This is a genomic window from Amycolatopsis albispora (assembly GCF_003312875.1).
GTDB classification, from domain to species: domain Bacteria; phylum Actinomycetota; class Actinomycetes; order Mycobacteriales; family Pseudonocardiaceae; genus Amycolatopsis; species Amycolatopsis albispora.
Genome location: NZ_CP015163.1, coordinates 5,201,012 through 5,222,609, shown reverse-complemented (window position 1 = coordinate 5,222,609; position 21,598 = coordinate 5,201,012). Strand labels below are relative to the sequence as shown.

Genomic DNA, 21,598 nt, shown 5'->3' with positions numbered 1-21,598 from the left:
CCTTTTCAGCGATGGGAACGATACGAGATGTGGTGGACCGCGACTTCGCCCGCGACGGGCTCCACCCCGAAGGTGCGCCCGGTGAACCCGCCGGCCACTTCGGTGGACAGATAGCGTCCGTCGAAAGTCCCGAGCACTTCCGCCGTCCCGTCGTGGCCGACGACGGCCAGCTCGATGAGGTCGGGCTCATGAGCAGGCATGGGAGGGACCGCTGTGGGCTTGCGGACCGAAATGCGCAGGGTCACCCGCCCACGTACCGGGACCTCGGCGATGGTTGTGCGGGCGGGGCCGATGACGACGGTGGCCGTGACCGTCTCCGCGTCGGCGGTGAGTCCGTACCAGTGCGATCCGTCGATCCGGACGAGGAATCGTCCGGTGCCCGCAGACGTGTCGAGTTCGGCCTCGGCCGTCCATTCCCGGTCACGCACCCGCGCCGAGAGCACCGGCTTTGGACCGCCCTCGAAGGGAGCGATCAGCACGAGACGGCCGTCCTCTCGCCGCGTGAAGCTGTCCGGAAAGACGTTCGGGGATACCCAGCGGTCGTCGAACTCGGCCGAGTCGAAGCGGTCGTCGAACGAGTGGTCCGGGGTGACCGGGGCGAAGCGCTCCTCATCGACCACCGGCCAGCCGTCAACCCAGTGCACCCCGGCGATGAACGTCTCGCGGCCGTTGACGTGGAACATCGGGGTGCGGCCGTGGGGACGGACGCCGAGGTGGACCATCGCCCACGAGCCGTCGGCCAGCTCGACGAGGTCGGCGTGACCGGTGTTCTGCACAGGATGCGTGGTGCTGCGGTGGGTGAAGATCGGGTTGGCCGGCGCGGCTTCGTAGGGTCCGTTGAGGGAACGGGAACGTGCGATGGTGACGGTGTGGCCGCGCTCGGTGCCGCCCTCCGCGAGCATGAGATACCACCAGCCGTCCCGCCGGTACAGGTGCGGTCCCTCGGGATACGCCAGCCCGGTGCCCTGCCACAGCAGTCGCGACGGGCCGAGCGCCGTCCCCGTCGCGGGATCGATCGGCATGCTCGCGATTCCCGGCGCGTTTGAGGCCCATGTGAGGTGACAGACCCCGTGCTCGTCCCAGGCGAGGTCCGGGTCGATCCCGATGGCGCCGTCCACGTAGACCGGATCCGACCACGGCCCCGCTGGGTCATCAGCCGTGACGATCAGCTGACCGCGGTGCGTTTCGAGCACGTTCGTCGTCACGAGCCAGAACTTGCCGGCGTGGTGGCGCAGGGTTGGGGCATACACCCCGGTGCTCGCCGGAGCGGCGCGGACGTCCAGCTGGCTGGGACGCCGTAGCGCGTTGCCTATGGGCGTCCAGGTCACCAGGTCGGTGCTGCGGTGGATCGGTACGCCCGGCGCGTACTCGAAGCTGGAGTTGGCGACGTAGTAGACGTCTCCCGCCCGGCAGATACTCGGATCGGGGTAGAACCCGGCGATGATCGGTGCTGTCATTTCTCGATCTTCTCCGCGGTCACCGTGACTTCGGTACGCAAGCCTGTGTCGTCGGTGACGACGATCCGGATTTCACCGGGTCCGGAGGGCCTGATCACCGCCAGCGCACGCCCGTTGAACGTCGGATGGCTGTCGTCGGCGAACGACTCAGTGCTCGTCGGGTCGCCGCTGCCCAAGCCCTGCAGCCGGCCCGGCCCCTCGACCGTGACCCGGACCTGGCGCTCGACGCTGGTGAAGACGACGCCGTCGGCGTCGACGAGGGCGATGTCGACGAAGGCCAAGTCGTCCACATCGGCCCGGACGACCGGGCGGTCGGTGGTCGCGGTGAGACTCGGCTCGCCGGTGGCGGTATGGAGTTCGGCGCGTTCGCCCGTGCAGGCGACAACCTCGAGGGTCCCCGGCGTGTACGGCACCTCGAACTCCGTGCGGTACCGGTGTTGCCTCCCGGCCGGGCGGCGGCCGAGGGAGGTGCCGTTGAGCAGCAACTCGACTTCGTCGGCGTCGCTGTAGACCTCGACGATCACCGGCTTGCCTTCGTGGCCGGGCCATGTCCAGGCCGGTAGCGCGTCGGACCAGGCCCACGGCGAGGACACGGCGGCTCGGCCGCGGTTTTCTGGCCGCTGCACCGCGATATACGGCGCCGGACGCAGACCGAAGACGATCTCGCGGTAGTACGACGCCGGTCGCCGGTTCCCGGTGATGTCGATGTCACCGACCCAGGCCGTCAGCCACGGGTAGCCGCCCAGGAACGCGGCCGGGGTGTCCCCGTACTGGGGGCGGCCGACGCCGGCTTCGCCGAGGTAGTCCCAGCCGGTCCAGGTGAAGTCGCCGATGACATGCGGGTGCCGCTTGACCAGTTCCCAGAGCTTGTCGATGTGCGTCGGGAAGGTTTCGGAGCCGACGATGACCCGGTGGGGGAACAGTTCGCGGTCGATCTCGTAGCGGCTTTCGAGGTAGTTCATGCCCGCGATGTCGAGCGTCGCGAACACCTCGGCGGTGCGTTCGGTGACCAGGTCCGAGGCGCCGACCTGGTCGAGCACATCACCCCAGTTCGCCATCGCCGTGTTGACGCCGGTGCCCTCGGCGGCCGCGGCCTTCAAGTCGTCGAGCGCGGTGAGCAGGCCGTTGACGCCACTGGTCACGAACCGCGTGTCGTCCAGGGACCGCACGTGCTCGGCGAGCCGCCGGGCCCAGACCGCGCCGTGCGGGGTGCCGACTTCCGGGATTTCGTTGCCGATGGAGTAGGCGAAGACGCAGGCGTGGTTCTGATCTTTGCGGACCATGGCTTCGATGTCGCGTTCCCACCAGTCGGCGAAGTCGAGCGCGTAGTCGAAGTCGCTCTTGCTCCGGGTCCACATGTCGAAGGTTTCGTCCATGACGAGCACACCGAGCCGGTCGCAGGCATCGAGCATGGCCCGGCTCATCGGGTTGTGCGCGCTGCGGAGGGCGTTGAACCCGGCCTGCTTCAGCAGCTCGACGCGCCGTTCCTCGGCCCGGCCGATCGCTGCGGCCCCGAGCACGCCGTTGTCGTGGTGGATGCAGGCGCCGCGCAGGTCGACGACTTCGCCGTTGATGCGGAACCCGCGAGCCGGGTCGAGCTGGAACGTACGGATGCCGAACGTCGTTTCGGCTTCGTCGGTGATCTCATCGCCGATCCGGATGGTGACGACCGCCCGATAGAGGGAGGGCATCTCGGGGCTCCACAGTGCCGGATCCGGCACGGCCAACCGCTGCCGGAACACGGCGTCCTCGCCGGGTAGCACGCTCACGGGCGCCTTGTCCGTCGCGACGACGCTGTTTTCGGCGTCGAGCAGCGTGGTTTCGACGGTGACCGTGCGAAGACGGACGTCCTCGTTCTCGATCGTCGTGGCGATCTCGGCGACGGCCCGCGCCGCGTCGACATCGCGCGTCGTCACGCGCACGCCGTCGAGGGCGACGTGGACCGGCTCGGCGACGATCAGGTGGACGGGACGGTGGATGCCCGCACCCGAATACCAGCGTGAATCACGATGGGCCCGCGCCTCGACCCGCAGCACGTTCTGCTCGCCGTAGCGGAGGAAGTCGTCGGCCTTGACCGAGAAGCCGGTGTAACCGGACGCCCAGCACCCGGCGAGGTCGTCGTTGAGGTAGACCAGCGCCGACCGGTAGACGCCCTCGAACTCGATCCGGATCCGCCTGGCGGCGTGCTCCTCGGGCACGAAGAACTTCTTCGTGTACTCCCAGGTGCCGCCGCGGAAGAAGCCGGTCGGGGCGCCGTCGCCTCGCTCGGCGTCCCGCGGTGTGCCGATCACGGCGTCGTGCGGCAGGGTGATGGGCTCCTCGGGTGGCGAGACGCCGAGTTCGGCGAACTCGTTGACCTTCGGGCGGACGGTCCAGTCCTCGCAGAACTGCTGCCGCTTCACGCGTGCACCTCCGGCAGCGACACCGAGCCGGTGCCGCGAACGTCGTCACTCGCGAACGCGACCATCAGCGTGACCTCGCCGGGTTCGACCCCGCGGTCGCCGTCCGGCAACGTGTAGGCGAGACGCGCAGCGGGCACCTCGAAGGTGAGTTCACGGCGCTCGCCGGGCGCAAGTTCCACGCGCTCGAACGTGAGCAGCTGGCGCACGGGTCTCACCACGGAAGCAGCCTCGTCCCGGCCGTAGAGCTGGACGACGGTGGCGCCGTCCCGCGTTCCGGTGTTGGCCACAGTGCACGTGGCCAGGATCGTGGTCTGTCCCGAGCCGTTCGTGGCCAGCCCGACGTGGTCGAGTTCGAGCGAGAAGCCGGTGTAGCTCAAGCCGTGCCCGAAGGCGTACAGGGGACCGTTGGCGGCGAGATCGCCGTAGCCGTGACGCAGGCCCGTGGGGTGCTCGTAGCCGCTGCCGTAGTGGTGGCCGTGGTACAGCGGAAGCTGCCCGGTTACCCGGGGGAACGTTGAGGGCAGCTTGCCGCTCGGGTTGACCTCGCCGACGAGGACGCGGGCGATCGCGTCGCCGGCGTACTGCCCGAGCAGCGGGGCCAGCACCATCGCCGACGAGGCAGCGGCGGCGTCCGCCAGCAGCAGCGGGCGGCCCGAGACGACCACGGTCACCACCGGCCGCCCGGTCTCGGCCAGCGCGGCGAGCAGTGCGTCCTGGTTGCCCGGCAGCTCGAGCCGGGCGCTGGTCTGGCCTTCACCGGCGGTGTTGTTGCCGACCCAGCCGGTGCGTTCGCCGACGACGGCGATCACGACATCGGCGTCGCCCACCGCGGTCCGGACGGTTTCCGCGTCCACCGGTTCGGCATCGGCGTCGAGTGACCCGAGGCTTGCGTACCGCACGCGCGGCTGCCGTTCCCGCAGGGCATCCAGGACCGTGGGTACTTCGGGGTGCAGGTGGCGGGCGTGCGCCTCGAAGGCCGGTTCGATGCCGGGGAAGCGGACCTGGAACAGGTCGGTGAAGACCTGCTCCGGAACTCGCCCGGCCATGATCTCTGCGAGGCCGAGTGGCACCTCACGGTTGGCCACGTCGGTGTACGCGCCGAAGTGGATGCGGACTTCGTCCGCGGCCGGTCCGACGACGAGGATGTCCCGCTCCGCGGTGCCGAGCGGGAGCGTCCCGTCGTTCTCCAGCAGCACGATGGCCCGTTCGGCGATGTCCTTCCCCGGGTTCGGTCCGATGACCGGCCGAGGTGTCGCCGGGGAGGGAAGTTCCGGGACGAGGCCGAGCCGCTGCTTGAGCCGCAGCACCCGGGCCACCGCCCGGTCGAGGTGCTCCTCGTCGATCAGCCCCTCCTTGAGGGCCTCGCCGAGCGAGGAGAACGTCTCGTTGCTCGGCAGTTCGACGTCCAGGCCCGCCCGCAGCGCCTGCACGGCGGCCTCCGCGGGCCGGGTGGCGGTGTGGTAGGTCTTGAGCAGCATGCCGATCGAGTCGTAGTCGCTGACCACGGCTCCGGACAGGCCCAGTTCGCCGCGCAGGAGGTCGGTGAGCAGCCATGGGTCGGCCGCCGCGGGAATGCCGTCGATCTCGTTGTAGGAGTTCATCACCAGGTCGAGACCGGCCTCGGTGATCGCGCGCCGGAACGGCTCGGCGTAGATGTCGCGGATGGTGCGTCGTCCCAGCGGGGAGGCGGCTTGGTTCAGCCCACCTTCGGAAGCGCCGTAGCCGGTGAAGTGCTTGGCCACAGCCGCCACGCCGGATTCGCCGTGCTCTCCGTTGATCCCCCGCACGAACGCGATGCCCATCCGGGAGATCAGCTCGGGGTCCTCACCGTAGGTTTCGTGGACCCGGCCCCAGCGGGGGTCCCTGGCCACGTCGAGCACCGGTGCGAAGCACAGCTGCGTGCCTGTCTGGCGCATTTCGGCGCTGGTGATGGCGGCGCAGGCCCGGGTCAGCTCGGGCGCGAAGGTCGCGGCCTGTGCCCACGCGGTGGGGAACTGGGTACCCGATTCGTGCAGGAACCCGTTGACACCCTCGCCGTGCACGAGCGCGCCGATCCCGAAGGGGCTCAGTTCGCGCGCCCGTTCCTGGAGCTCGCCGAGCAGCCGCTGGAAGACGGCCGGGTCCGGGTCCAGCAACCAGACCATCGACAGGTGCCCGACCCCGTGGGGCCGCAGCTCGGGCAGCTTGCCGAAGTCCCAGCTCCGGCCGGTCGCCGCCTGGTCGACGAGACCCAGGTCGTAGACCGACAGGCCCTGCAGCTGGGCGATCTTCTGGTCGACGTCCAGACGGCGGATGAGAGCGTCGATGTCGCGCGATGTCATGCCGAAACCTCTTCCTGCGACACGGGCACCGTGCGGCTGATTTTCATGAGCTGTTCGAGGGTTTCTTCGGAGAAGAGCCCGGGCGCCTGTTGCGTGAACAACCGCATCGGGATGTTCGCCGCCATAGCCAGGCCCTCACGGTTCGAGTCGTCCGGCTGGTCCGCAGGCATGTTCCGGGCCAGACTCTGCCGGAACTCCGCACCGACGACCGGGTGCGCCGACCACTCGCCGAACGTCGATTCCATCGTGAGTTCCCGGATGACGGGGTCGCCGGTCAGGGTGATTCCGGCTTCGGCGACGATCGTGGACGAGCTTTCCCCGATCTGGATCCGGTAGGCGCCACCCGCGACGATCCAGCCCCAGGTGGTGACGTCCCAGAAAGCGAAGGCGCGGCGGTCCAGGTCGAACGTGACTTCGGCGGTCTGGCCGGGCTCCAGGAACACCTTCCGGAACGCTCGCAATTCGCGCGCGGGCCGCCGGACTTCACCCGCGTTGGTAGCCACGTACAGCTGCACCACGTGCTTGCCCGAGCGCGCACCGACGTTGGTGACTCGCACGGTCGCCGTGGCGGTGTCCGGTCCGGTCGCCGTGACGTCCAGGTCGCCGACCTCGAACCGGGTGTAGCTCAGGCCATGCCCGAAGGGATAGCGCACCTCCCGGCCGACCGTCTCGTAATACCGGTAGCCGACCATCACGCCTTCGCCGTACCGGACGTGTCCGGCCTCGCCGGGGAAGTTCAGGTGGCACGGTGTGTCTTCGAGCCGCAGCGGGATCGTTTCGGCGAGCCGGCCGGACGGGTTGACCACGCCGAACAGCACGTCGGCGAGCGCGCCGCCGGCGGCCTGGCCGAGCAGCCAGCCTTCGACGATCGCGTCGACGTCGTCGTGCCAGTCCTCCAGGGAGACGACGCCGCCGTTGCTGAGCACGACAACGGTGCGCTCGGCTACCGCGGCCACGGCCCGGATCGTCTCCACCTGTTCGGCGGGGAGGTCGATCGACGTCCGGTCGTAGCCCTCGGCCTCGATCGCCGTCCCCGCGAACACCACGGCGACGTCGGCCCGGCGGGCCACGACCTCCGCCTCGCCGGGAGAGTAGCCGCGCGTGTGCACGACCGTGGCGCCGCGTTCGGCGGCCAGCGCGGTGATCTCATCGAGCGGAATGTCCACAGTGGTCGAATTGACCCGAGAGCTGCCGTCGCCCTGGTACCGCGGGGTCACCGCCAGCTCGCCGATCACCGCGATCGTGGTGGCGCCTTCCAACGGCAGTACGGCGTTGTCGTTCTTGAGGAGCACGACACAGTCGGCCGCGAGCTGCCGCGCGAGCGCGTGGTGAGCCTGTGCGTCGAAGGCTTCTGACTCGTCGACGTCGCCGAGCCGGGTCAGCTCCGCGACACGGTTCACGGACCTGTCCACGATGGACTCGTCGAGTTCTCCGGACCGCACCGCGTCGACGACCTTCTGCGCGCTGAGCCCGCCGGTACCGGGCATCTCCAGGTCGAGTCCGGCCGCGAGCGCGGCAACCCGGTCCACGACGGCACCCCAGTCGGAGATCACCGTGCCGGAGTAGCCCCATTCGGTGTGCAGGACGTCGGTCAGCAGCCACCGGTCCTGCGATGCGTACACGCCGTTGATCCGGTTGTAGGAGCACATGACAGTGGCCGGGTGCGCCTCGGTGACGACGCGCTCGAAGGCGGGAAAGTAGATCTCCCGCAAAGTGCGCTCGTCGACGTCGGCGCTGACGCGCATGCGGTCGGTTTCCTGGTTGTTGGCGGCGAAGTGCTTGACCGATGCACCCACGCCCTCGTTCTGCAGGGAGCGGACGTAAGCGCTGCCCAGCACGCCGGAGAGGAGCGGGTCTTCGGAGAAGTACTCGAAGTTCCGCCCGCACAACGGCGAGCGTTTGATGTTCACGCCCGGCCCGAGCAGGACGGCGACGCCCGCGGCACGGGCTTCCCGCCCGAGTGCGGCACCGAGACGTTCGGCGATTTCGGTGTCCCAGCTGGATCCGATCGCGACCGCCGGCGGGAAGCAGGTCGCGGGAATGCTTTCCGGGATTCCCTTCGAGTAGTCCTCGACCACTTCCCGCCGGATCCCGTGTGGACCGTCGCCGAGGAAGATCGAGCCGATGCCCGCCTCGGGGTAGGCGTGCGTTCGCCACGGGCCCTGGCCGCTGAGCAGTTCGGCCTTCTGCTCGAGGGTCAGCTTGGTGGTGTCCATGATCGAGTGTGCTTCCTGTCGTAGTCGGTGATGCGGCTTACAGAGCGTTGGCGCGGGCGACGGAACCCAGCCAGCCGAGGCTCGGCTTGGGGCGGCGCTCGAAGGTCTCGCGATCCACGGCGATGAGCCCGAAGGTCGGTTCCCACCGTCCCCATTCGAAGTTGTCCAGCAGGCTCCAGTGGACGTAGCCACGCACGTCGATGCCGTCCTCGATGGCGTCGTGCAGTCCCTGCAAAGCGGACGTGGTATAGCCGATGCGGCGTTCGTCGTCGGGGGTGGCGATGCCGTTCTCAGTGACGACGATCGGGACGTCACCGACGACCTCGCGGGTGTGCCGGACGGCGATCCCGAGCGCGTCCGGGCGGTACGCCCAGCCCACAAGGGTGTTGTCGGGGTGTTCGGGATGCGGCACGATGCCGTTCTCGTCGACGAGCTGGCTGGTGTAGGACTGGACGCCGACGAAGTCGTCGTCACGAGCGGCTTCGAGGTACATGTCCTCCCAGATCCCCTGCACTTCGGCGTGCTTGGCTTCGCCGCCCTCGGCGGGCACGAGCGCCTGGTTCGCGACCGTCCACCCGACCTTGGCGCCGGCGGCCTGCCGCACGAGCGGGGCCACCTCCCGGTGCGCCTCGATCAGCGCCGTCCCGATCTTGACGTCGGGCAGTGCCCCGAACGGATACGGCCGGCCGGCGGCGACTTCGGCCAGCGAACCGTGGTTGACCGCGAGGACGTTGGGTTCGTTGATGGTGCACACCCATTCGACGCCGTCGAGGATGGTGACGGCCTGCTCGACGTACCGGGCGAAGAGGTCCACGGCATCGTCCCGAAGCCAGGCTTCGTGTGCGCCCAGCCACCGGGGGTGGGTGAAGTGGTGCAGAGTCACCAAGGGGGTGAGTCCCAGCCGCAGCGCGGTGTCGATCATCCGCCGGTAGTGCGCGAGCTCGGCGCGCGAGAACTTCCCCGGCAGGGGCTCGATACGCGACCACTCGAGGCTGAACCGGTAGGCCGTGAAACCGGCCTCCGCCAGCAGGCTCATGTCCTCTTCGTAGCGGTGGTAGCTGTCCACCGCGTCGCCGCTGTACTGGACGTGCGGAGCCGCGTCCTGCTCGAGCTGCCACCAGTCGTTGTTCAGGTTGTTGCCCTCTACCTGGTGGGCCGCGGTGGCCGCGCCCCAGAGGAATCCGCCGGGGAACATACGGGTCACAGCAGATCTCCTTGAAGTTGTCCGGGATTTACTTGACGCCGCGGATCCGCCAGGCCGTCAAGCCCGCGCCCGCGGCCAGGACGGCGGCGGTGAGGAACAGCGCGGCGTAGTTGCCACCACCGCCGATGGCCAGCACGAGCGGTGCGAGGATCGGGGCGATCGCGCCGGCCGGATTGCTGGCGATGTTGTAGTAGATGCTCATGTACTTGCCGGCCTGGGTTTTCCGGTCCGGCATGACGTCGCTCACCAGTGCCAGGTCCACCGTGCCGAACATGCCGACGCCCAGCGTCAGCAGGATCGCACCCACGCTGTAGAGCACCAGTTCGCTCGCCGTGGAGGCCACGATCAGGCCACTCGCCATCGCCATGGCCGCCCCGTAGATAAACGGCTTCCGGCGCCGAATCCGGTCGGAGATCATCCCGCTGACGACGGCGGACCCCATGCCGACCAGCAATCCGATCCCGCCCAGCAGCGCGAGCTTCTGCCCGGCCTCCGCCGGGACGAGCTTCAACCGGTCCAGCATGAAATACAGCTGGTAGGTCGTGAAGAAGTTGGTCCCCAAGGTGATGAGGAACTTCCCGATCAGGACGAGGGAGAAGTCCCGGTGGGCAAACGGGTTGAAGGCCAGATCCTTGAAGAACTGGAACACCGACACCGACGACATGGTGGCCGGGGCGGGACGGTCAGGGACGGTGAACAGGAACAGCACTGAGGTCGCCGCCAAGACCAGCACCGGCAACAGGAACAGCAGTACCTGGTTGCCGAGAACCAGGCTCCCGACCAGGGCAGCGGCCACCCCGGCCAGCTGACCGGTGACACCGCCCAGTGCCCCGAACTTTCCCCGCTGCGATTCTGGGACCCATTCGGCGATGACAGGAGTCACCGCCGTTCCCGCGAACGTCCCGCCGAGGTTCGCGACCACCCACCCGAACAGGACCGCCGTGACCGACGACGCCGTGGCGATCATCAGCGAACCGGCGACGTTGATAGCGATGCCGAGGACCAGGTACGGCCGCCGACGCCCCCACGCCAGCCGGGTCCGGTCGCTGAGCGCGCCGATGATCGGGCCCACGATGATCGTTCCGAGCGCGCCGACGCCGATGACCAGCCCGAGGCTGCTCTCCTTCGAAGCCGGATCGATGAGCTGGATCTTGTAGGCCAGGCTGAACAGCCCCGGCGTCAGGAGCACGAGCGCCAGGCCGAAGTTGGTCAGCGAGTAGACGGTCATGAACCAGGCGCTGACGGGCTTGAGGTCCGGCTCGGCCGGGTCGAGGGTGACGGTTTCGGCGGCCACTGCTGGGACATCCGGGGGCGGCTGGGTGCCAAGGGGTTCAGTAGTCATGCGGACTCCGTTGTCTCGACGTGGTGGCGCGCGCAACCAGGCTGTGAGCAGTGACGGTACGACGTGCTGGTTGCGCGCGCAAGCACGACTTGCTCTGCTACTCTGCGTGTGGTTGCGCGCACAAGCACACGCTGGGGACAACGCATGGTTGACGGTGACGTGAAGGACAGGAACGGCCGGAGGGTGACCGCGGCCGACGTGGCGCGGTCGATCGGGGTGTCCCGGGCGACCGTGGGCTACGTCCTGAACGACACGCCCGGCGCCCGGATCTCCCCGGAAACACGGGAGCGGGTTCTGCAGGCGGCCGAGCGGCTGGGTTACCAGCCCAGCACGGTCGCGCAGGCGCTGGCGCGGGGGCGGTCGCGGATCGTCCTGATCGTGCTGCCGGACTGGCCGATCGAGTTCTCCCTGCGCACGCAGCTGGACGAGGCGACCCGGATGCTGGACGAGGCCGGCTACGCCACCATCATCCACACCCACCACGAGTCGGAGCACGCCCAGCCGCTGTGGAAGCTCGTCGAGCCGGAAGTCGTCGCCGGGCTCGTCCCGTTCACGCCCGACGATGTGCGGTCCATTCGCGCCGCCGGGATCACGCGGATCGTGCCGGATCCGGACGATCACGTCGCCCTCGACGCGATGCCTGTCGTCCTCGCCGGGCCCCAGCTCCAGGTGCGCCACCTCGCGTCGCTCGGCCACCGCAAGCTGGCGTTCGCGGCGACGCCGGACACCCGGCTGGCCGACCTGTCCGCGGTCCGCCGACGCACAGTGGAGCGTGAAGCTGCCCGGTTGGGGCTGGACCTGGTCGACGCTCGCCGGATCGACTACCGGGACGCCGATCTGGCGGGAGTGCTGCACGAATGGCTCGCGGCGGGTGTTACCGGCGTGGTCGCGTTCAACGACGAAGTCGCAGGAACCATCGTGGGCGCCGCGATCCGTGCCGGCATCTCGGTGCCGGAAGAACTGGCGGTGATCGGGCACGACAACACACCGATGGCGTCCTGTTTCGCGCCGACGATTTCGACGGTCGGCATCGACAGCGTGGGCGTCGGCCGCTGGATGGCCGAACAGGCGATCCGCCGCGCCGAAGATCGTCCGGTGAACACCGATTTCCCCGAGCCAACGACCTTCTTGGTCGAGCGCGAATCAACCGCCTGCCGAAAGGACAGGTGAGGATGCCCAAGCCTGGGCATCACAGCTGTGTTTCCGGGATTTCCACGAGTCTTCGTCGTCACCGGGATCTGGCAGGCGAGTCGGCTGTCGCGGGCTCGTGTCCGCCGGTACGCCGTCAAGGATCATGGCCCCGTCTGACACATCGGCCGCACCACGAATGGGAGGTCGAGTGACCTCGCTGCGGAAGTGCCGAGCACGGCAATAGAGGGCAGTTCTGCTGCCTACCGCCACCAGGCCGAGCAAGCCCACGCCTTGCCACCGAAGCAGTCGTTTGGGCGCTCGGCTTGGCGCAAGCAGGATCGGTGATGCATTCACGCGGCTGCCACGCTACGCGTCTCCCCCACGTTACCGCTGGGGCGCCGCGAACTTGGCTGCGCATCAAACTCGGCCCGGATGATCTTGACGAGCCGTCGCGCCTGAGCAGCCCCTATCCCAAGCCGAACGCGCAGCGTGTCAGCCGATATCGGCCTTTGATGAGCTGTGCGGTGAGCTGCGTCCTCTTGTCGCGCCTGCACTAGTAAGGCCTCCGGTGACCGCTTGCTAGGCGGAGGCTGGTCACCAGGCCGCATGACGTGATCTACCTTTGGGCGAGCCTGCGCCACGTCGGTACTAGCTTCGGACCTCGCTGGCGCTTGCCGTTCTGTTTGATGAAAGTCTTGTCGTTTGTGCACTGGCCTCGTTGCGCCGATCGCTTGCAAGAGGCCAGGGCCGACCTCCGACCATCCGATCAGGAGGAGCGGCCCTACCGCGTCGAACGCCGCCTTACCAAACTCGCCCGCGACGAGAGGCTCCGCCACATTCAGCGCGAGGGTGACCACGCTCGCGAAGATCAACAGCCGGCGAGCGGGCCGTAGCACCTCCGGGGACGCGCCGGTGAGGGCCAAGTGCCGCGTGCCAAGCAGAAGCCCGAGGATCGAAAGGTCAACTGCTGGAGCCACCAGCGGCGCGACCCAGGCGGGCACGCCGAGTCGGAGTGCGAGGTTGAGGACGTTGCCGAAGCCGAACAGGAAAGTAAGGCCGACGACGACGCCCATGATCACGGTGACGGCCTGAACCACAGCAGCCCCGTCCGAACCTGATCGAGTCGACACAGCTGCACGCCTGGTCATCGAGCACCACCTGCTTCGACGCGCGGACGTCCATGGCTGTCTCGCGTGGGGATGCCGCGTTCACGCAGCTTGTTCAGCACGGTCGTGTGGTTGACCCCCAGGTGATCGCCGACGCGCGCCAGCGACCAGCCGAGGTTGTAAAGGTGGATAGCGTCGTCGACCTGCTCGGGCGAGAGGCCGCGGCGGCGCATCGCCACGCCGTGCCGGTGGAGGATGTTGCTGACCGTGCGCCGTTCGATGCCGAACCGGTCACCGAGCTCGTACACCGTCGCACCGGACCGGTAGGCAGCAATCAACTGCTCGACTTGATCGGCATGGAGTTGCCGGGCACGCCGGGGTCGATCGCGCTCGATCGACGGCGGCTCGGGCGTATCGAGGCTGGGGAGCTTCTCACGGAGCTCCTCCAGGGCTCTGACCTGGTCTTTTATGTTCGAGTAAGCACCCCTAAAGTCCACGCATGGGAGGCGAGTGCTCGCGGAGAGCACTCGCCTTTTGCGTTCCGCGTGTTTTGTGGGGGCGCAGCCCCCACGCCCCGCCCGGAGGGCTTCGCCCCCGGACCCCCGCGTGGTTGCGTTGATCTGATCGGGCAGCTATCGATTCGGTGGGGTGGAATTCTAGAAGTCCTGCGGTGGTCGGGTGGTGCGGCGGCGGGCGGCGGTGTCCAGTAGGTCGCCGGCGGTTCGGCGGGGTGGGATGGCTGCGGTGCTGTGACCACGGAAGCGATGTAGCAGTTCCCATCGCACCCGTGCGGCGTCGCCGTTCAGGACTCTCGTCAGCAAGTGGGTCTTCTCGGTGGCGGGCAGTTGGGCCACCCAAGCGGTGACGTCGCCGGTAACCACTTCGAGTGGCGGAGAAGTCTCAGCAGCGGTTTCGAGCAGGTCGTCGTCGAGGCGGAGGAAGTCGGCCAGGGCCCGTTGTGCCGCCGTGAGCGTGCGCAAGCCGGGTGGTACCGGCGGCTCGAGGTCGTCATCGGACTCGCGGTCGAAGGCGTCTTCGTCGCGCTCCCAGGTGCCGTAGGCGGCGAGCCAGGCCAGGTAGAGCGGCCGAAGATCACCGGCGGCGAGTTCGGTGCGAACTCCGGCGATGGCGGACAGCGAAGCTGTGTGATCGTCGTCGAATTCGTCGGGTTCGTCCTCGCTGGTGAAAGCGAGCACGAGGAAATCACCCGCGGCCCGGGCGGTGACCTGGTAGCCGACGCAGTAGTCCTCGGCGACGTCCGGATCCAGCCGATCAGACGGCAAGCGGAACATGACGCGGCGCGTGCCCCAATTGGCGGCGTACAAGTGCGCGTCGTAATAGCGTTCCATCAGCCATTCCGGGTCGCCCTTGAAATCGCCCCAGTGGTACTCGTTCACGAAGCTGGTGGCGGTGATCGCCGCCCGGGTGGACAGCGAGCGGACCACCGCCCGTGCGTCCTCGTCCAGCGGACGGTCGATCGCCAGGAACTCGTAGTACTGGTATTCGCTCACTGCCCATCCGGTTCGCCGACTCTGCTCGCGGACACGAATGGTAGCGGTGAGACAGTGAGCACTGATGGACTTCGACGAGCTCGACTCCCTGCGTCGTCATGACCCGGCGTGGCGGCTGCTGCGCGCTGACCACGCACCACTGGTGCTGGGCTTTCTCCGTAAGGTGTTCGTCGACGACAACGTGCGCTCGATTTCGGCGACCGAGCTGACGAGCCGTCTCGACGACGAGTTGTGGGAGCGTTCGTTCGTCGGTACCGAGTCCCGCCTGAACACGGTGTTCGAACTGCTGCGCCAGATGGCCTATGGAGCGCAAACCGATCCGGCCGCCCGGCTCGCCGGTGGTGACTTCGCCGTGCTCGACGATTCGGCCCAGCAGGATCGCTACTAGCCGTTCGCCGCCATCGCGCGTTAGCTCTTCGGTGAGGGTTACGCGGCCGCCCGGCTGCGTCCGTTGAAGTGGCTGGCGCACAAGGATCTTGTCTACTGGGGTGACATCGACACCCACGGCTTCGCGATCTTGAACAGCGTGCGCCGCTCGTTCGGAGGCGCCCGGTCCATGCTCATGGACCGGGCCACGCTCCTGGCCCACGAGGAGCAATGGGTTGGGGAGCCCAACCCCACCAACGAGCACCTCGAGGCACTTCTTCCGGACGAGGCAAGCCTCTACACCGATCTTGTGGAGGGCGTGCTGGGGAGTTCTGTGCGGCTGGAGCAAGAACGCATCTCGTACGCCGCCGTTCTCGACGCTACCCGGCAATGCCGCTGAGTTTCCGGTCAGCGGGTGACGTATTCGGCTAGGTGTTTGCCGGTGAGGGTGGTGGGGTTGGTGACCAGGTCGGCGGGGGTGCCTTGGTAGATGATGCGGCCGCCGTCGTGGCCGGCGCCGGGGCCGAGGTCGATGAGCCAGTCGGCGTGGGCCATGACGGCTTGGTGGTGTTCGATGACGAGGACGGATTTGCCGGTGTCGACGAGGCGGTCGAGCAGGGTGAGGAGTTGTTCGACGTCGGCGAGGTGCAGGCCGGTGGTGGGTTCGTCGAGCAGGTAGATGCCGCCTTTGTCGGCCATGTGGGTGGCGAGTTTGAGGCGTTGGCGTTCGCCGCCGGACAGGGTGGTCAGGGGTTGGCCGAGTTTGAGGTAGCCGAGGCCGACGTCGTGCAGGCGGGTGAGGATGGTGTGGGCGGCGGGGGTGGTGGCGTCGCCGGTGGTGAAGAAGTGGTGGGCTTGGGCGACGGACATGGCGAGGACGTCGCTGATGTTGTGGCCGGCGAGGTGGTAGTCGAGGACGGCGGTTTGGAAGCGGTGGCCGTCGCATTCTTCGCAGGTGGTGGTGATGCCGGCCATGATGCCGAGGTCGGTGTAGATGACGCCGGCGCCGTTGCAGGCGGGGCAGGCGCCTTCGCTGTTGGGGCTGAACAGGGCGGGTTTGACGTTGTTGGCTTTGGCGAAGGCTTTGCGGATGGGGTCGAGCAGGCCGGTGTAGGTGGCGGGGTTGCTGCGGCGGGAGCCGCGGATGGGGGTTTGGTCGACGGTGATGACTCCGGCGTCGGTGGGTAGGGAGCCGTGCAGGAGGGAGCTTTTGCCGGAGCCGGCGACGCCGGTGATGACGCAGAGCACGCCGAGCGGGATGTCGACGTCGACGTGTTGCAGGTTGTGGGTGGTGGCGCCGCGGATTTCCAGGGTGCCGGTGGGGGTGCGGACTTCGGGTTTGAGGGTGGCGCGGTCGTCGAGGTGGCGGCCGGTGAGGGTGCCGCTTTTACGCAGGCCGGCCAGCGGGCCTTGGTAGGTGATGGTGCCGCCGTCGCTGCCGGCGCCGGGGCCGAGGTCGATGACGTGGTCGGCGATGGCGATGGTTTCGGGTTTGTGTTCGACGACGAGCACGGTGTTGCCTTTGTCGCGCAGGCGTAGCAGCAGGTCGTTCATTTGCTGGATGTCGTGGGGGTGCAGGCCGATGGTGGGTTCGTCGAAGACGTAGGTGACGTCGGTGAGGGCGGAGCCGAGGTGGCGGATGAGTTTGGTGCGCTGGGCTTCGCCGCCGGACAGGGTGCCGGCGGGGCGGTCGAGGGAGAGGTAGCCGAGGCCGATTTCGACGAAGGAGTCCAGGGTGTGCTGCAGGGTGGCCAGCAGGGGCGCGACGGTGGGCTGCTGGAGTTTGCGGACCCATTCGGCCAGGTCCCGGATCTCCATCGCGCACAGATCCGCGATGCTCTTCCCGGAAATCTTCGACGACCGCGCCGCCTCGCTCAACCGGGTACCGTCGCAGTCGGGGCAGGTGGTGAAGGTGACCGCGCGTTCGACAAACGCGCGGATGTGCGGCTGCATTGCTTCCTTGTCCTTGGACAGGAAGGATTTCTGAATACGCGGTACCAGGCCCTCATAGGTGATGTTCGTGTTCTCGATCTTCACCTTGGTGGGCTCTTTGTACAGGAAATCGTGCAGCTCCCGCTTGGTGTACTTCCGGATCGGCTTGTCCGCGTCGAGAAAGCCCGACGCGGTGAAGTAGCGGACCGTCCAGCCGTCCGGGTTGTAACCGGGCACGGTGATCGCGCCCTCGGCGAGCGACTTCGTTTCGTCGTAGAGCTGCGTCAGGTCGATGTCGTTGATCGCACCGCGGCCTTCGCAGCGCGGGCACATGCCGCCGGTCTGGTTGAAGGTGGCCTTCACCGTCTTCTTGTTGCCGCGCTCGATGGTGATCGCACCGCTGGCCTTCACCGATGGCACGTTGAACGAATACGCGTTCGGCGAACCGATGTGCGGCTTCCCCAGGCGGCTGAACAGGATGCGCAGCAAGGCGTTCGCGTCGGTGGCAGTGCCCACAGTGGACCGCGGGTTGGCGCCCATCCGCTCCTGGTCGACGATGATCGCCGTGGTCAGGTTCTCCAGCAGATCGGCCTCGGGACGCGCCAGCGTCGGCATGAACCCCTGCACAAAAGCGCTGTACGTCTCGTTGATCATCCGCTGCGACTCGGCGGCGATCGTGCTGAACACCAGCGAACTCTTGCCGGACCCGGAAACGCCGGTGAACACCGTCAGCCGGCGCTTCGGGATCTCGACCGTGACGTCCTTCAGGTTGTTCACGCGCGCGCCGTGCACGCGGATCAGATCGTGGCTGTCGGCAACGTGCGGCGACCGCTGGCCCGTCCGCGTGCTCCTGCTCATGCTGTGCCCCTCCAACTAGCTAGTGCGTGAACCGGACTTTCCACCGGTGGCCGTCCGGGGCGGCGAACTCCCCGGCGTAGCCGCCGTTTTCCTGAGCGGGCGCGGTGATCCGGCCGCCTGCCGCGACCGCCGCCGCCAGCACCCGGTCGACCTCTTCGCGGGAATCGGCCGTGCAGGTGAGGACCGCCGTGCCCAGGCCGCCGGCGTCCTTGGTCAGTGCCTCGCGGGTCATCAGGCCCAGCCGCGGCCGTCCCGGCGTCAGCTGGAAGTCGATGAACTTGGCACCGTAGTCGCGGTCCACCGCCATGCCCAGCGATTCGTAGAACGCCTTGGCCGCCTTGGGATCCGCGACCGCGAGAATGGCCACCAGCTCGGTCGGCGCCGGCTGGTCCGCGGCCGGGCCGGTGTCCTTCCTGGTGGGCGCGGTCAGCTTCCACACCGTGCCGTCCGGCGCCCGGCAGGTCGCGGCGAATCCGGCGAACAGCGACTTCTTCGCCGGCTTGAGCACCTCCGCGCCGTGGCGGACCGCGGTGGCCAGCACGGTTTCCACCTCGCTCGGCTGGTCGACGATGTAGGTCAGCACGCACCCCGCGTCCGGCGGCGCTCCGGCGCCGGTCAGCTCGACCTGGCCGCCGACGTGCAGGTCGTCGTACAGGGCGCGCCCGCCTTCCGGCACGCCAACCGCGTTGAGGGAGAGCATCAGCGCAGTTCCTGGATGCGGATCATGTTCCCGGCGGGATCGCGGAAGGCACAGTCGCGGACCCCGTACGGTTGCTCGGTCGGCTCCTGCACCACCTCCGCGTCACCGGCCTGCAGCCGGGTGAACACCGCGTCGAGGTCGCGGGTGGCCAGGTTGATACCGCCGTAGGTGCCCTTGGCCATCATCTCGGTGATGGTGCGGCGTTCCTCCTCGGTGATCCCGGGATCGGCGGCGGGCGGGTGCAGCACGATGGAGGTGCCGGGCTGGCCGACCGGGCCGACGGTGATCCACCGCATGCCCTCGTAACCGACGTCGTTGCGGACCTCGAAGCCGAGCGTGTCGCGGTAGAAGGCGAGCGCGGCCTCCGGATCGTCCTGCGGGAGGAAGCTGGAGTGAATGCTGATGTCCATGGCCGTCACGCTAGGTGAGGCTGCTGGCGGGCGCTTCTCGATTCCTGATCGGTCTGGTCACCTGCTTCGACACGCACGACGGCATGCCCTCGGTGGCCTGTTGCGCCTCACGCCGGTACACGCTGGGCGGCACCCCGACCAGCTCGGTGAAGCGGCTGCTGAAGGTGCCGAGCGAGGAACAGCCGACTTCGAAGCAGACCTCGGTGACGCTGAGGTCACCACGCCGGAGCAGCGCCATCGCCCGTTCGATGCGACGGGTCATCAAATAGGAATACGGCGACTCACCGTAGGCGGCGCGGAACTGGCGGCTGAGGTGACCTGCCGACATGTTGACCCCGCGGGCCAGCGCTTCGACGTCCAGTGGCCGCGCGTACTCGCGGTCGATGCGGTCGCGGACGCGACGCAGCCGCGCGAGGTCGCGCAGGTGCTGCGTCGCCGCGGGTCTGCTACTGCTCACTCGCGAAATCGTGCCATATCGGACGGTTCCGTGTCGGGATCCCGCGGGAAGGACACGTGCTGGTGAACCATCCGCCACCGGCCGTCACGGCGCTGGAAGACCCGCGTGCCCCGCGACCGGTCCTCCGCGAACGTGCCGTCCGGCCGCTCCGCTCGCAGGTGGTTGATGCCCCAGGCCACGGCGAGGTCGTCCCCGGTGAGCACGGTCATTTCCGGCATGTGCCATTCCACCTTGCCCGTGCTCTGCTCGAGCCCGGCCCGGCACACCTCGCGCACCGCCGGTAGGCCGACGAACTCCAGCGGGCCGTCGTGCTCGTACGACACCACGTCGTCCGCGATGTGCGCCATCATTCCGTCGAGGTCCTTGCGCGCGGTTTCCTCGAACCATTCCTCGTGGATTGCGCGCACCCGCGCGTCACCGTCCACGACCAGCGGGAACGAGTGGTGCTCGTGCGCGATCAGCCAGCGCCCATCCTCTTTCCGCAGGCCGAAGCTGATCCGGAGCCGCTGGTCGCCGATCTCGGCGGGCTTGCCGCAGCGCAGCAGGGCGAAGGCGAACGCGACGTCCGCGCCGGCGGTGACTTCCAGCGACACCAGTTCGAAAATCGCGCCGTTCGCAAGCCATTCGAAGAACGGCGGCCACGTTTCGCGGTAGGCCTCGATGCCGCGAACCCCGTCCTGCGGTTCCGGCACGTCGAACATGACCACGTCGTCGGTGTGCTCCGCGAGCACGCCCGGCAGGTCGTGCTGGTTCACCGCCCCGATCCACTGCTCGATCAGGCTCCGGATCTGCTCCTGGTCGTTCATCACCGCGTCCTTTCGCCGAATGCGTCCACCCCTGTAACCCGGCGAAGGCACGGAACTCATCGCGCCACGGTGAGGACTTTCCCGTAGGTGTCTTCGTCGGGCAGCGCACGCAGGAGCGCGTGAGCGAGATTTGCCCGCGAAATCCGCATGCCGCCGCGCACGCCGGTGTCGACCGCGGTCCGGTACGGCCCGCGCGGCCCTTCGGTGAGCATCGGCGGGCGCACGATCGTCCAGTCGAGTTCGCTTTCGCGGACGAGTTCCTCCATCCGGGTCATGTCGGCGAACGGGTTCCGCAGCATCCGCTGCACGAGCGGCTTGACCAGCACGCGCGTGAGCGGGCCGTCGTTGTCCTTGGCCAGCCCGCTCGCGCTGACCACCACCAGCCGCCGGGTGCCCACCGCGGCCATCGCGCGCAGGATGCTCGCCGCGCCGTCGGTGCAGACGGTGGTGGGAGCGCGGCCGTTCCGGCTGCCCAGCGCGGAGATCACCCCGTCGGCTCCGGCCACCGCGGGCTCGATCGCCGCGGGGTCCATGGTGTCGGCCTCGACCACGGTCACGTCGCCCCTGGTCAGCTTCGACGCGTCCCTGACCACGGCCGTGACCTGGTGCCCGGCCGCACACGCCTGGTCGACCACGTGCTTGCCGGTGGCGCCGGTGGCCCCGAAAAGGGTGATCTTCATGATCCCTCCTGGTTGGTGAGTGCTCACTAACCGGTATAGTGGGTGAGCACTCACTTACTTGTCAAGCGGGAGGCGCCTTGAGCACTCGGGACCGGATCCTCGACGCGGCCGCGCGGGTGATGCGCAGCCACGGGCTGGCGAAGGCGACCACAAAGGAGATCGCGAAGGCGGCGGGCTTCTCCGAAGCCGCGCTGTACAAGCACTTCCGCGACAAGACCGACCTGTTCCTCGCGGTGCTCGAAGAACGGATGCCGACCGGGCTCGGCCTGCTGATCGGCGGCCTGCCGGAGCGGGTCGGCGGGGATCCGGTCGAGCAGGTGCTCACCGAGTTCGCCGAGGCCGCGATCGCCTTCTACGGCGAGACGTTCCCGATCGCCGCTTCGCTGTTCTCCGATCCGCACCTGCTCACCGCGCACCGCGAGGTGGTGCACGACCGCGGCAAGGGCCCGCGGCACGTCGGCGACATGCTCGCCGACTATCTCGAAGCCGAACAGCGCCTCGGCCGGATCAGTGTGAAGGCCGATCCGCGCGCGGCGGCCGAACTGCTGCTCGGCGCGTGCCTGCAACAAGGCTTCCTGAGCAACTTCGACCAGCGGCGTGAGGACGAGCCCACTCGGCGGAAGCTGGCCGAAGGCTGGGTGCGCACCCTGCTCGACGGTCTGGGGCTTCTCGAGCGCGCGTAGAGCCGCGTCCGCGACG

General features: G+C 68.3%; 20 protein-coding genes. 5 read left to right on the top strand and 15 right to left on the bottom strand.

Annotated features, from left to right (window positions below; all coding sequences use genetic code 11):
- Window positions 1–5 precede the first annotated feature (5 nt).
- Genes A4R43_RS24550 through A4R43_RS24525 form a run of 6 tightly spaced genes read right to left on the bottom strand, consistent with a single transcriptional unit; the run spans window position 6 to window position 10,894 of the window.
- Complete coding sequence (locus A4R43_RS24550) at window positions 6–1,457, bottom strand: glycoside hydrolase family 43 protein (protein ID WP_113694492.1); 1,452 nt, start codon at window positions 1,455–1,457, stop codon at window positions 6–8.
- A complete protein-coding gene (locus A4R43_RS24545; RefSeq protein WP_113694491.1) occupies window positions 1,454–3,859 on the bottom strand; it encodes a glycoside hydrolase family 2 TIM barrel-domain containing protein in 2,406 nt (801 codons plus the stop codon). Before A4R43_RS24545 ends, A4R43_RS24550 begins: the two co-directional genes overlap by 4 nt.
- Window positions 3,856–6,180: a glycoside hydrolase family 3 N-terminal domain-containing protein gene (locus A4R43_RS24540; RefSeq protein WP_113694490.1), complete on the bottom strand. Its 2,325-nt coding sequence runs from the start codon at window positions 6,178–6,180 to the stop codon at window positions 3,856–3,858. The genes A4R43_RS24545 and A4R43_RS24540 overlap by 4 nt, the downstream gene beginning before the upstream one ends.
- The gene (locus A4R43_RS24535) at window positions 6,177–8,396 is read right to left on the bottom strand and encodes a beta-glucosidase (RefSeq protein ID WP_113694489.1); all 2,220 of its coding nucleotides are present in this window, start codon (window positions 8,394–8,396) and stop codon (window positions 6,177–6,179) included. The genes A4R43_RS24540 and A4R43_RS24535 overlap by 4 nt, the downstream gene beginning before the upstream one ends.
- A 37-nt stretch (window positions 8,397–8,433) precedes the next feature.
- Complete coding sequence (locus tag A4R43_RS24530; protein ID WP_236809265.1) at window positions 8,434–9,591, bottom strand: glycoside hydrolase family 1 protein; 1,158 nt, start codon at window positions 9,589–9,591, stop codon at window positions 8,434–8,436.
- A gap of 37 nt (window positions 9,592–9,628) precedes the next feature.
- On the bottom strand, window positions 9,629–10,894 hold the full coding sequence (locus A4R43_RS24525) for an MFS transporter (protein WP_236808233.1): 1,266 nt from the start codon (window positions 10,892–10,894) through the stop codon (window positions 9,629–9,631).
- Between the two features lie 111 nt (window positions 10,895–11,005).
- Between A4R43_RS24525 and A4R43_RS24520 the strand changes: the two genes are divergently transcribed.
- Window positions 11,006–12,112 carry a LacI family DNA-binding transcriptional regulator gene (locus A4R43_RS24520; protein WP_236808231.1) on the top strand — a complete coding sequence of 369 codons (1,107 nt, stop codon included), beginning with the start codon at window positions 11,006–11,008 and terminating at the stop codon, window positions 12,110–12,112.
- Between the two features lie 311 nt (window positions 12,113–12,423).
- Here the strand turns inward: A4R43_RS24520 and A4R43_RS44805 are convergent, their stop codons facing one another.
- The 3 genes from A4R43_RS44805 to A4R43_RS24505 all read right to left on the bottom strand — a co-directional run bounded on the left by A4R43_RS44805 (window position 12,424) and on the right by A4R43_RS24505 (window position 14,690).
- A complete protein-coding gene (locus A4R43_RS44805) occupies window positions 12,424–13,221 on the bottom strand; it encodes an MATE family efflux transporter (protein ID WP_113694485.1) in 798 nt (265 codons plus the stop codon).
- On the bottom strand, window positions 13,218–13,676 hold the full coding sequence (locus tag A4R43_RS24510; RefSeq protein WP_113697856.1) for a helix-turn-helix domain-containing protein: 459 nt from the start codon (window positions 13,674–13,676) through the stop codon (window positions 13,218–13,220). Before A4R43_RS24510 ends, A4R43_RS44805 begins: the two co-directional genes overlap by 4 nt.
- Before the next feature lie 159 nt (window positions 13,677–13,835).
- On the bottom strand, window positions 13,836–14,690 hold the full coding sequence (locus A4R43_RS24505; protein ID WP_236808229.1) for a hypothetical protein: 855 nt from the start codon (window positions 14,688–14,690) through the stop codon (window positions 13,836–13,838).
- A 64-nt stretch (window positions 14,691–14,754) separates the two neighbouring features.
- On the opposite strand from A4R43_RS24505, the gene A4R43_RS24500 reads away from it, so the two are divergent.
- Together A4R43_RS24500 and A4R43_RS24495 are read left to right on the top strand one after the other, a co-directional pair.
- Window positions 14,755–15,078, top strand: a complete 324-nt coding sequence (locus tag A4R43_RS24500) for a DUF3375 family protein (RefSeq protein ID WP_113694484.1) — start codon at window positions 14,755–14,757, stop codon at window positions 15,076–15,078.
- Window positions 15,079–15,141: 63 nt separating this feature from the next.
- Window positions 15,142–15,456 carry a DUF2220 domain-containing protein gene (locus A4R43_RS24495; protein ID WP_162788580.1) on the top strand — a complete coding sequence of 105 codons (315 nt, stop codon included), beginning with the start codon at window positions 15,142–15,144 and terminating at the stop codon, window positions 15,454–15,456.
- A gap of 8 nt (window positions 15,457–15,464) precedes the next feature.
- Here A4R43_RS24495 and A4R43_RS24490 read toward each other — a convergent pair whose 3' ends face one another.
- Complete coding sequence (locus tag A4R43_RS24490) at window positions 15,465–17,603, bottom strand: ATP-binding cassette domain-containing protein (protein WP_236808227.1); 2,139 nt, start codon at window positions 17,601–17,603, stop codon at window positions 15,465–15,467.
- On the opposite strand from A4R43_RS24490, the gene A4R43_RS44125 reads away from it, so the two are divergent.
- Window positions 17,602–17,865 (top strand): hypothetical protein, encoded by a 264-nt coding sequence (locus tag A4R43_RS44125; protein WP_236808226.1) that lies wholly within the window; start codon window positions 17,602–17,604, stop codon window positions 17,863–17,865. The genes A4R43_RS24490 and A4R43_RS44125 overlap by 2 nt on opposite strands.
- Here the strand turns inward: A4R43_RS44125 and A4R43_RS24485 are convergent, their stop codons facing one another.
- From A4R43_RS24485 to A4R43_RS24465, 5 genes are read right to left on the bottom strand one after another with little or no spacing between them, the layout of a single operon-like run.
- Window positions 17,866–18,546 (bottom strand): VOC family protein, encoded by a 681-nt coding sequence (locus A4R43_RS24485; RefSeq protein WP_113694481.1) that lies wholly within the window; start codon window positions 18,544–18,546, stop codon window positions 17,866–17,868.
- Complete coding sequence (locus tag A4R43_RS24480; RefSeq protein ID WP_113697855.1) at window positions 18,546–18,956, bottom strand: VOC family protein; 411 nt, start codon at window positions 18,954–18,956, stop codon at window positions 18,546–18,548. The genes A4R43_RS24485 and A4R43_RS24480 overlap by 1 nt, the downstream gene beginning before the upstream one ends.
- Window positions 18,957–18,966: 10 nt before the next feature.
- On the bottom strand, window positions 18,967–19,413 hold the full coding sequence (locus A4R43_RS24475; RefSeq protein WP_113694480.1) for a helix-turn-helix transcriptional regulator: 447 nt from the start codon (window positions 19,411–19,413) through the stop codon (window positions 18,967–18,969).
- Window positions 19,410–20,219, bottom strand: coding sequence for an SgcJ/EcaC family oxidoreductase (locus A4R43_RS24470; protein ID WP_113694479.1), 810 nt, complete (start codon window positions 20,217–20,219; stop codon window positions 19,410–19,412). Before A4R43_RS24470 ends, A4R43_RS24475 begins: the two co-directional genes overlap by 4 nt.
- 56 nt (window positions 20,220–20,275) lie before the next feature.
- Window positions 20,276–20,899, bottom strand: a complete 624-nt coding sequence (locus A4R43_RS24465; protein WP_113694478.1) for an NAD(P)-dependent oxidoreductase — start codon at window positions 20,897–20,899, stop codon at window positions 20,276–20,278.
- A gap of 77 nt (window positions 20,900–20,976) precedes the next feature.
- Here A4R43_RS24465 and A4R43_RS24460 point away from each other — a divergent pair, with 77 nt between their 5' ends.
- Window positions 20,977–21,582 carry a TetR/AcrR family transcriptional regulator gene (locus A4R43_RS24460; RefSeq protein ID WP_113694477.1) on the top strand — a complete coding sequence of 202 codons (606 nt, stop codon included), beginning with the start codon at window positions 20,977–20,979 and terminating at the stop codon, window positions 21,580–21,582.
- The last annotated feature ends 16 nt before the right edge of the window (window positions 21,583–21,598 follow it).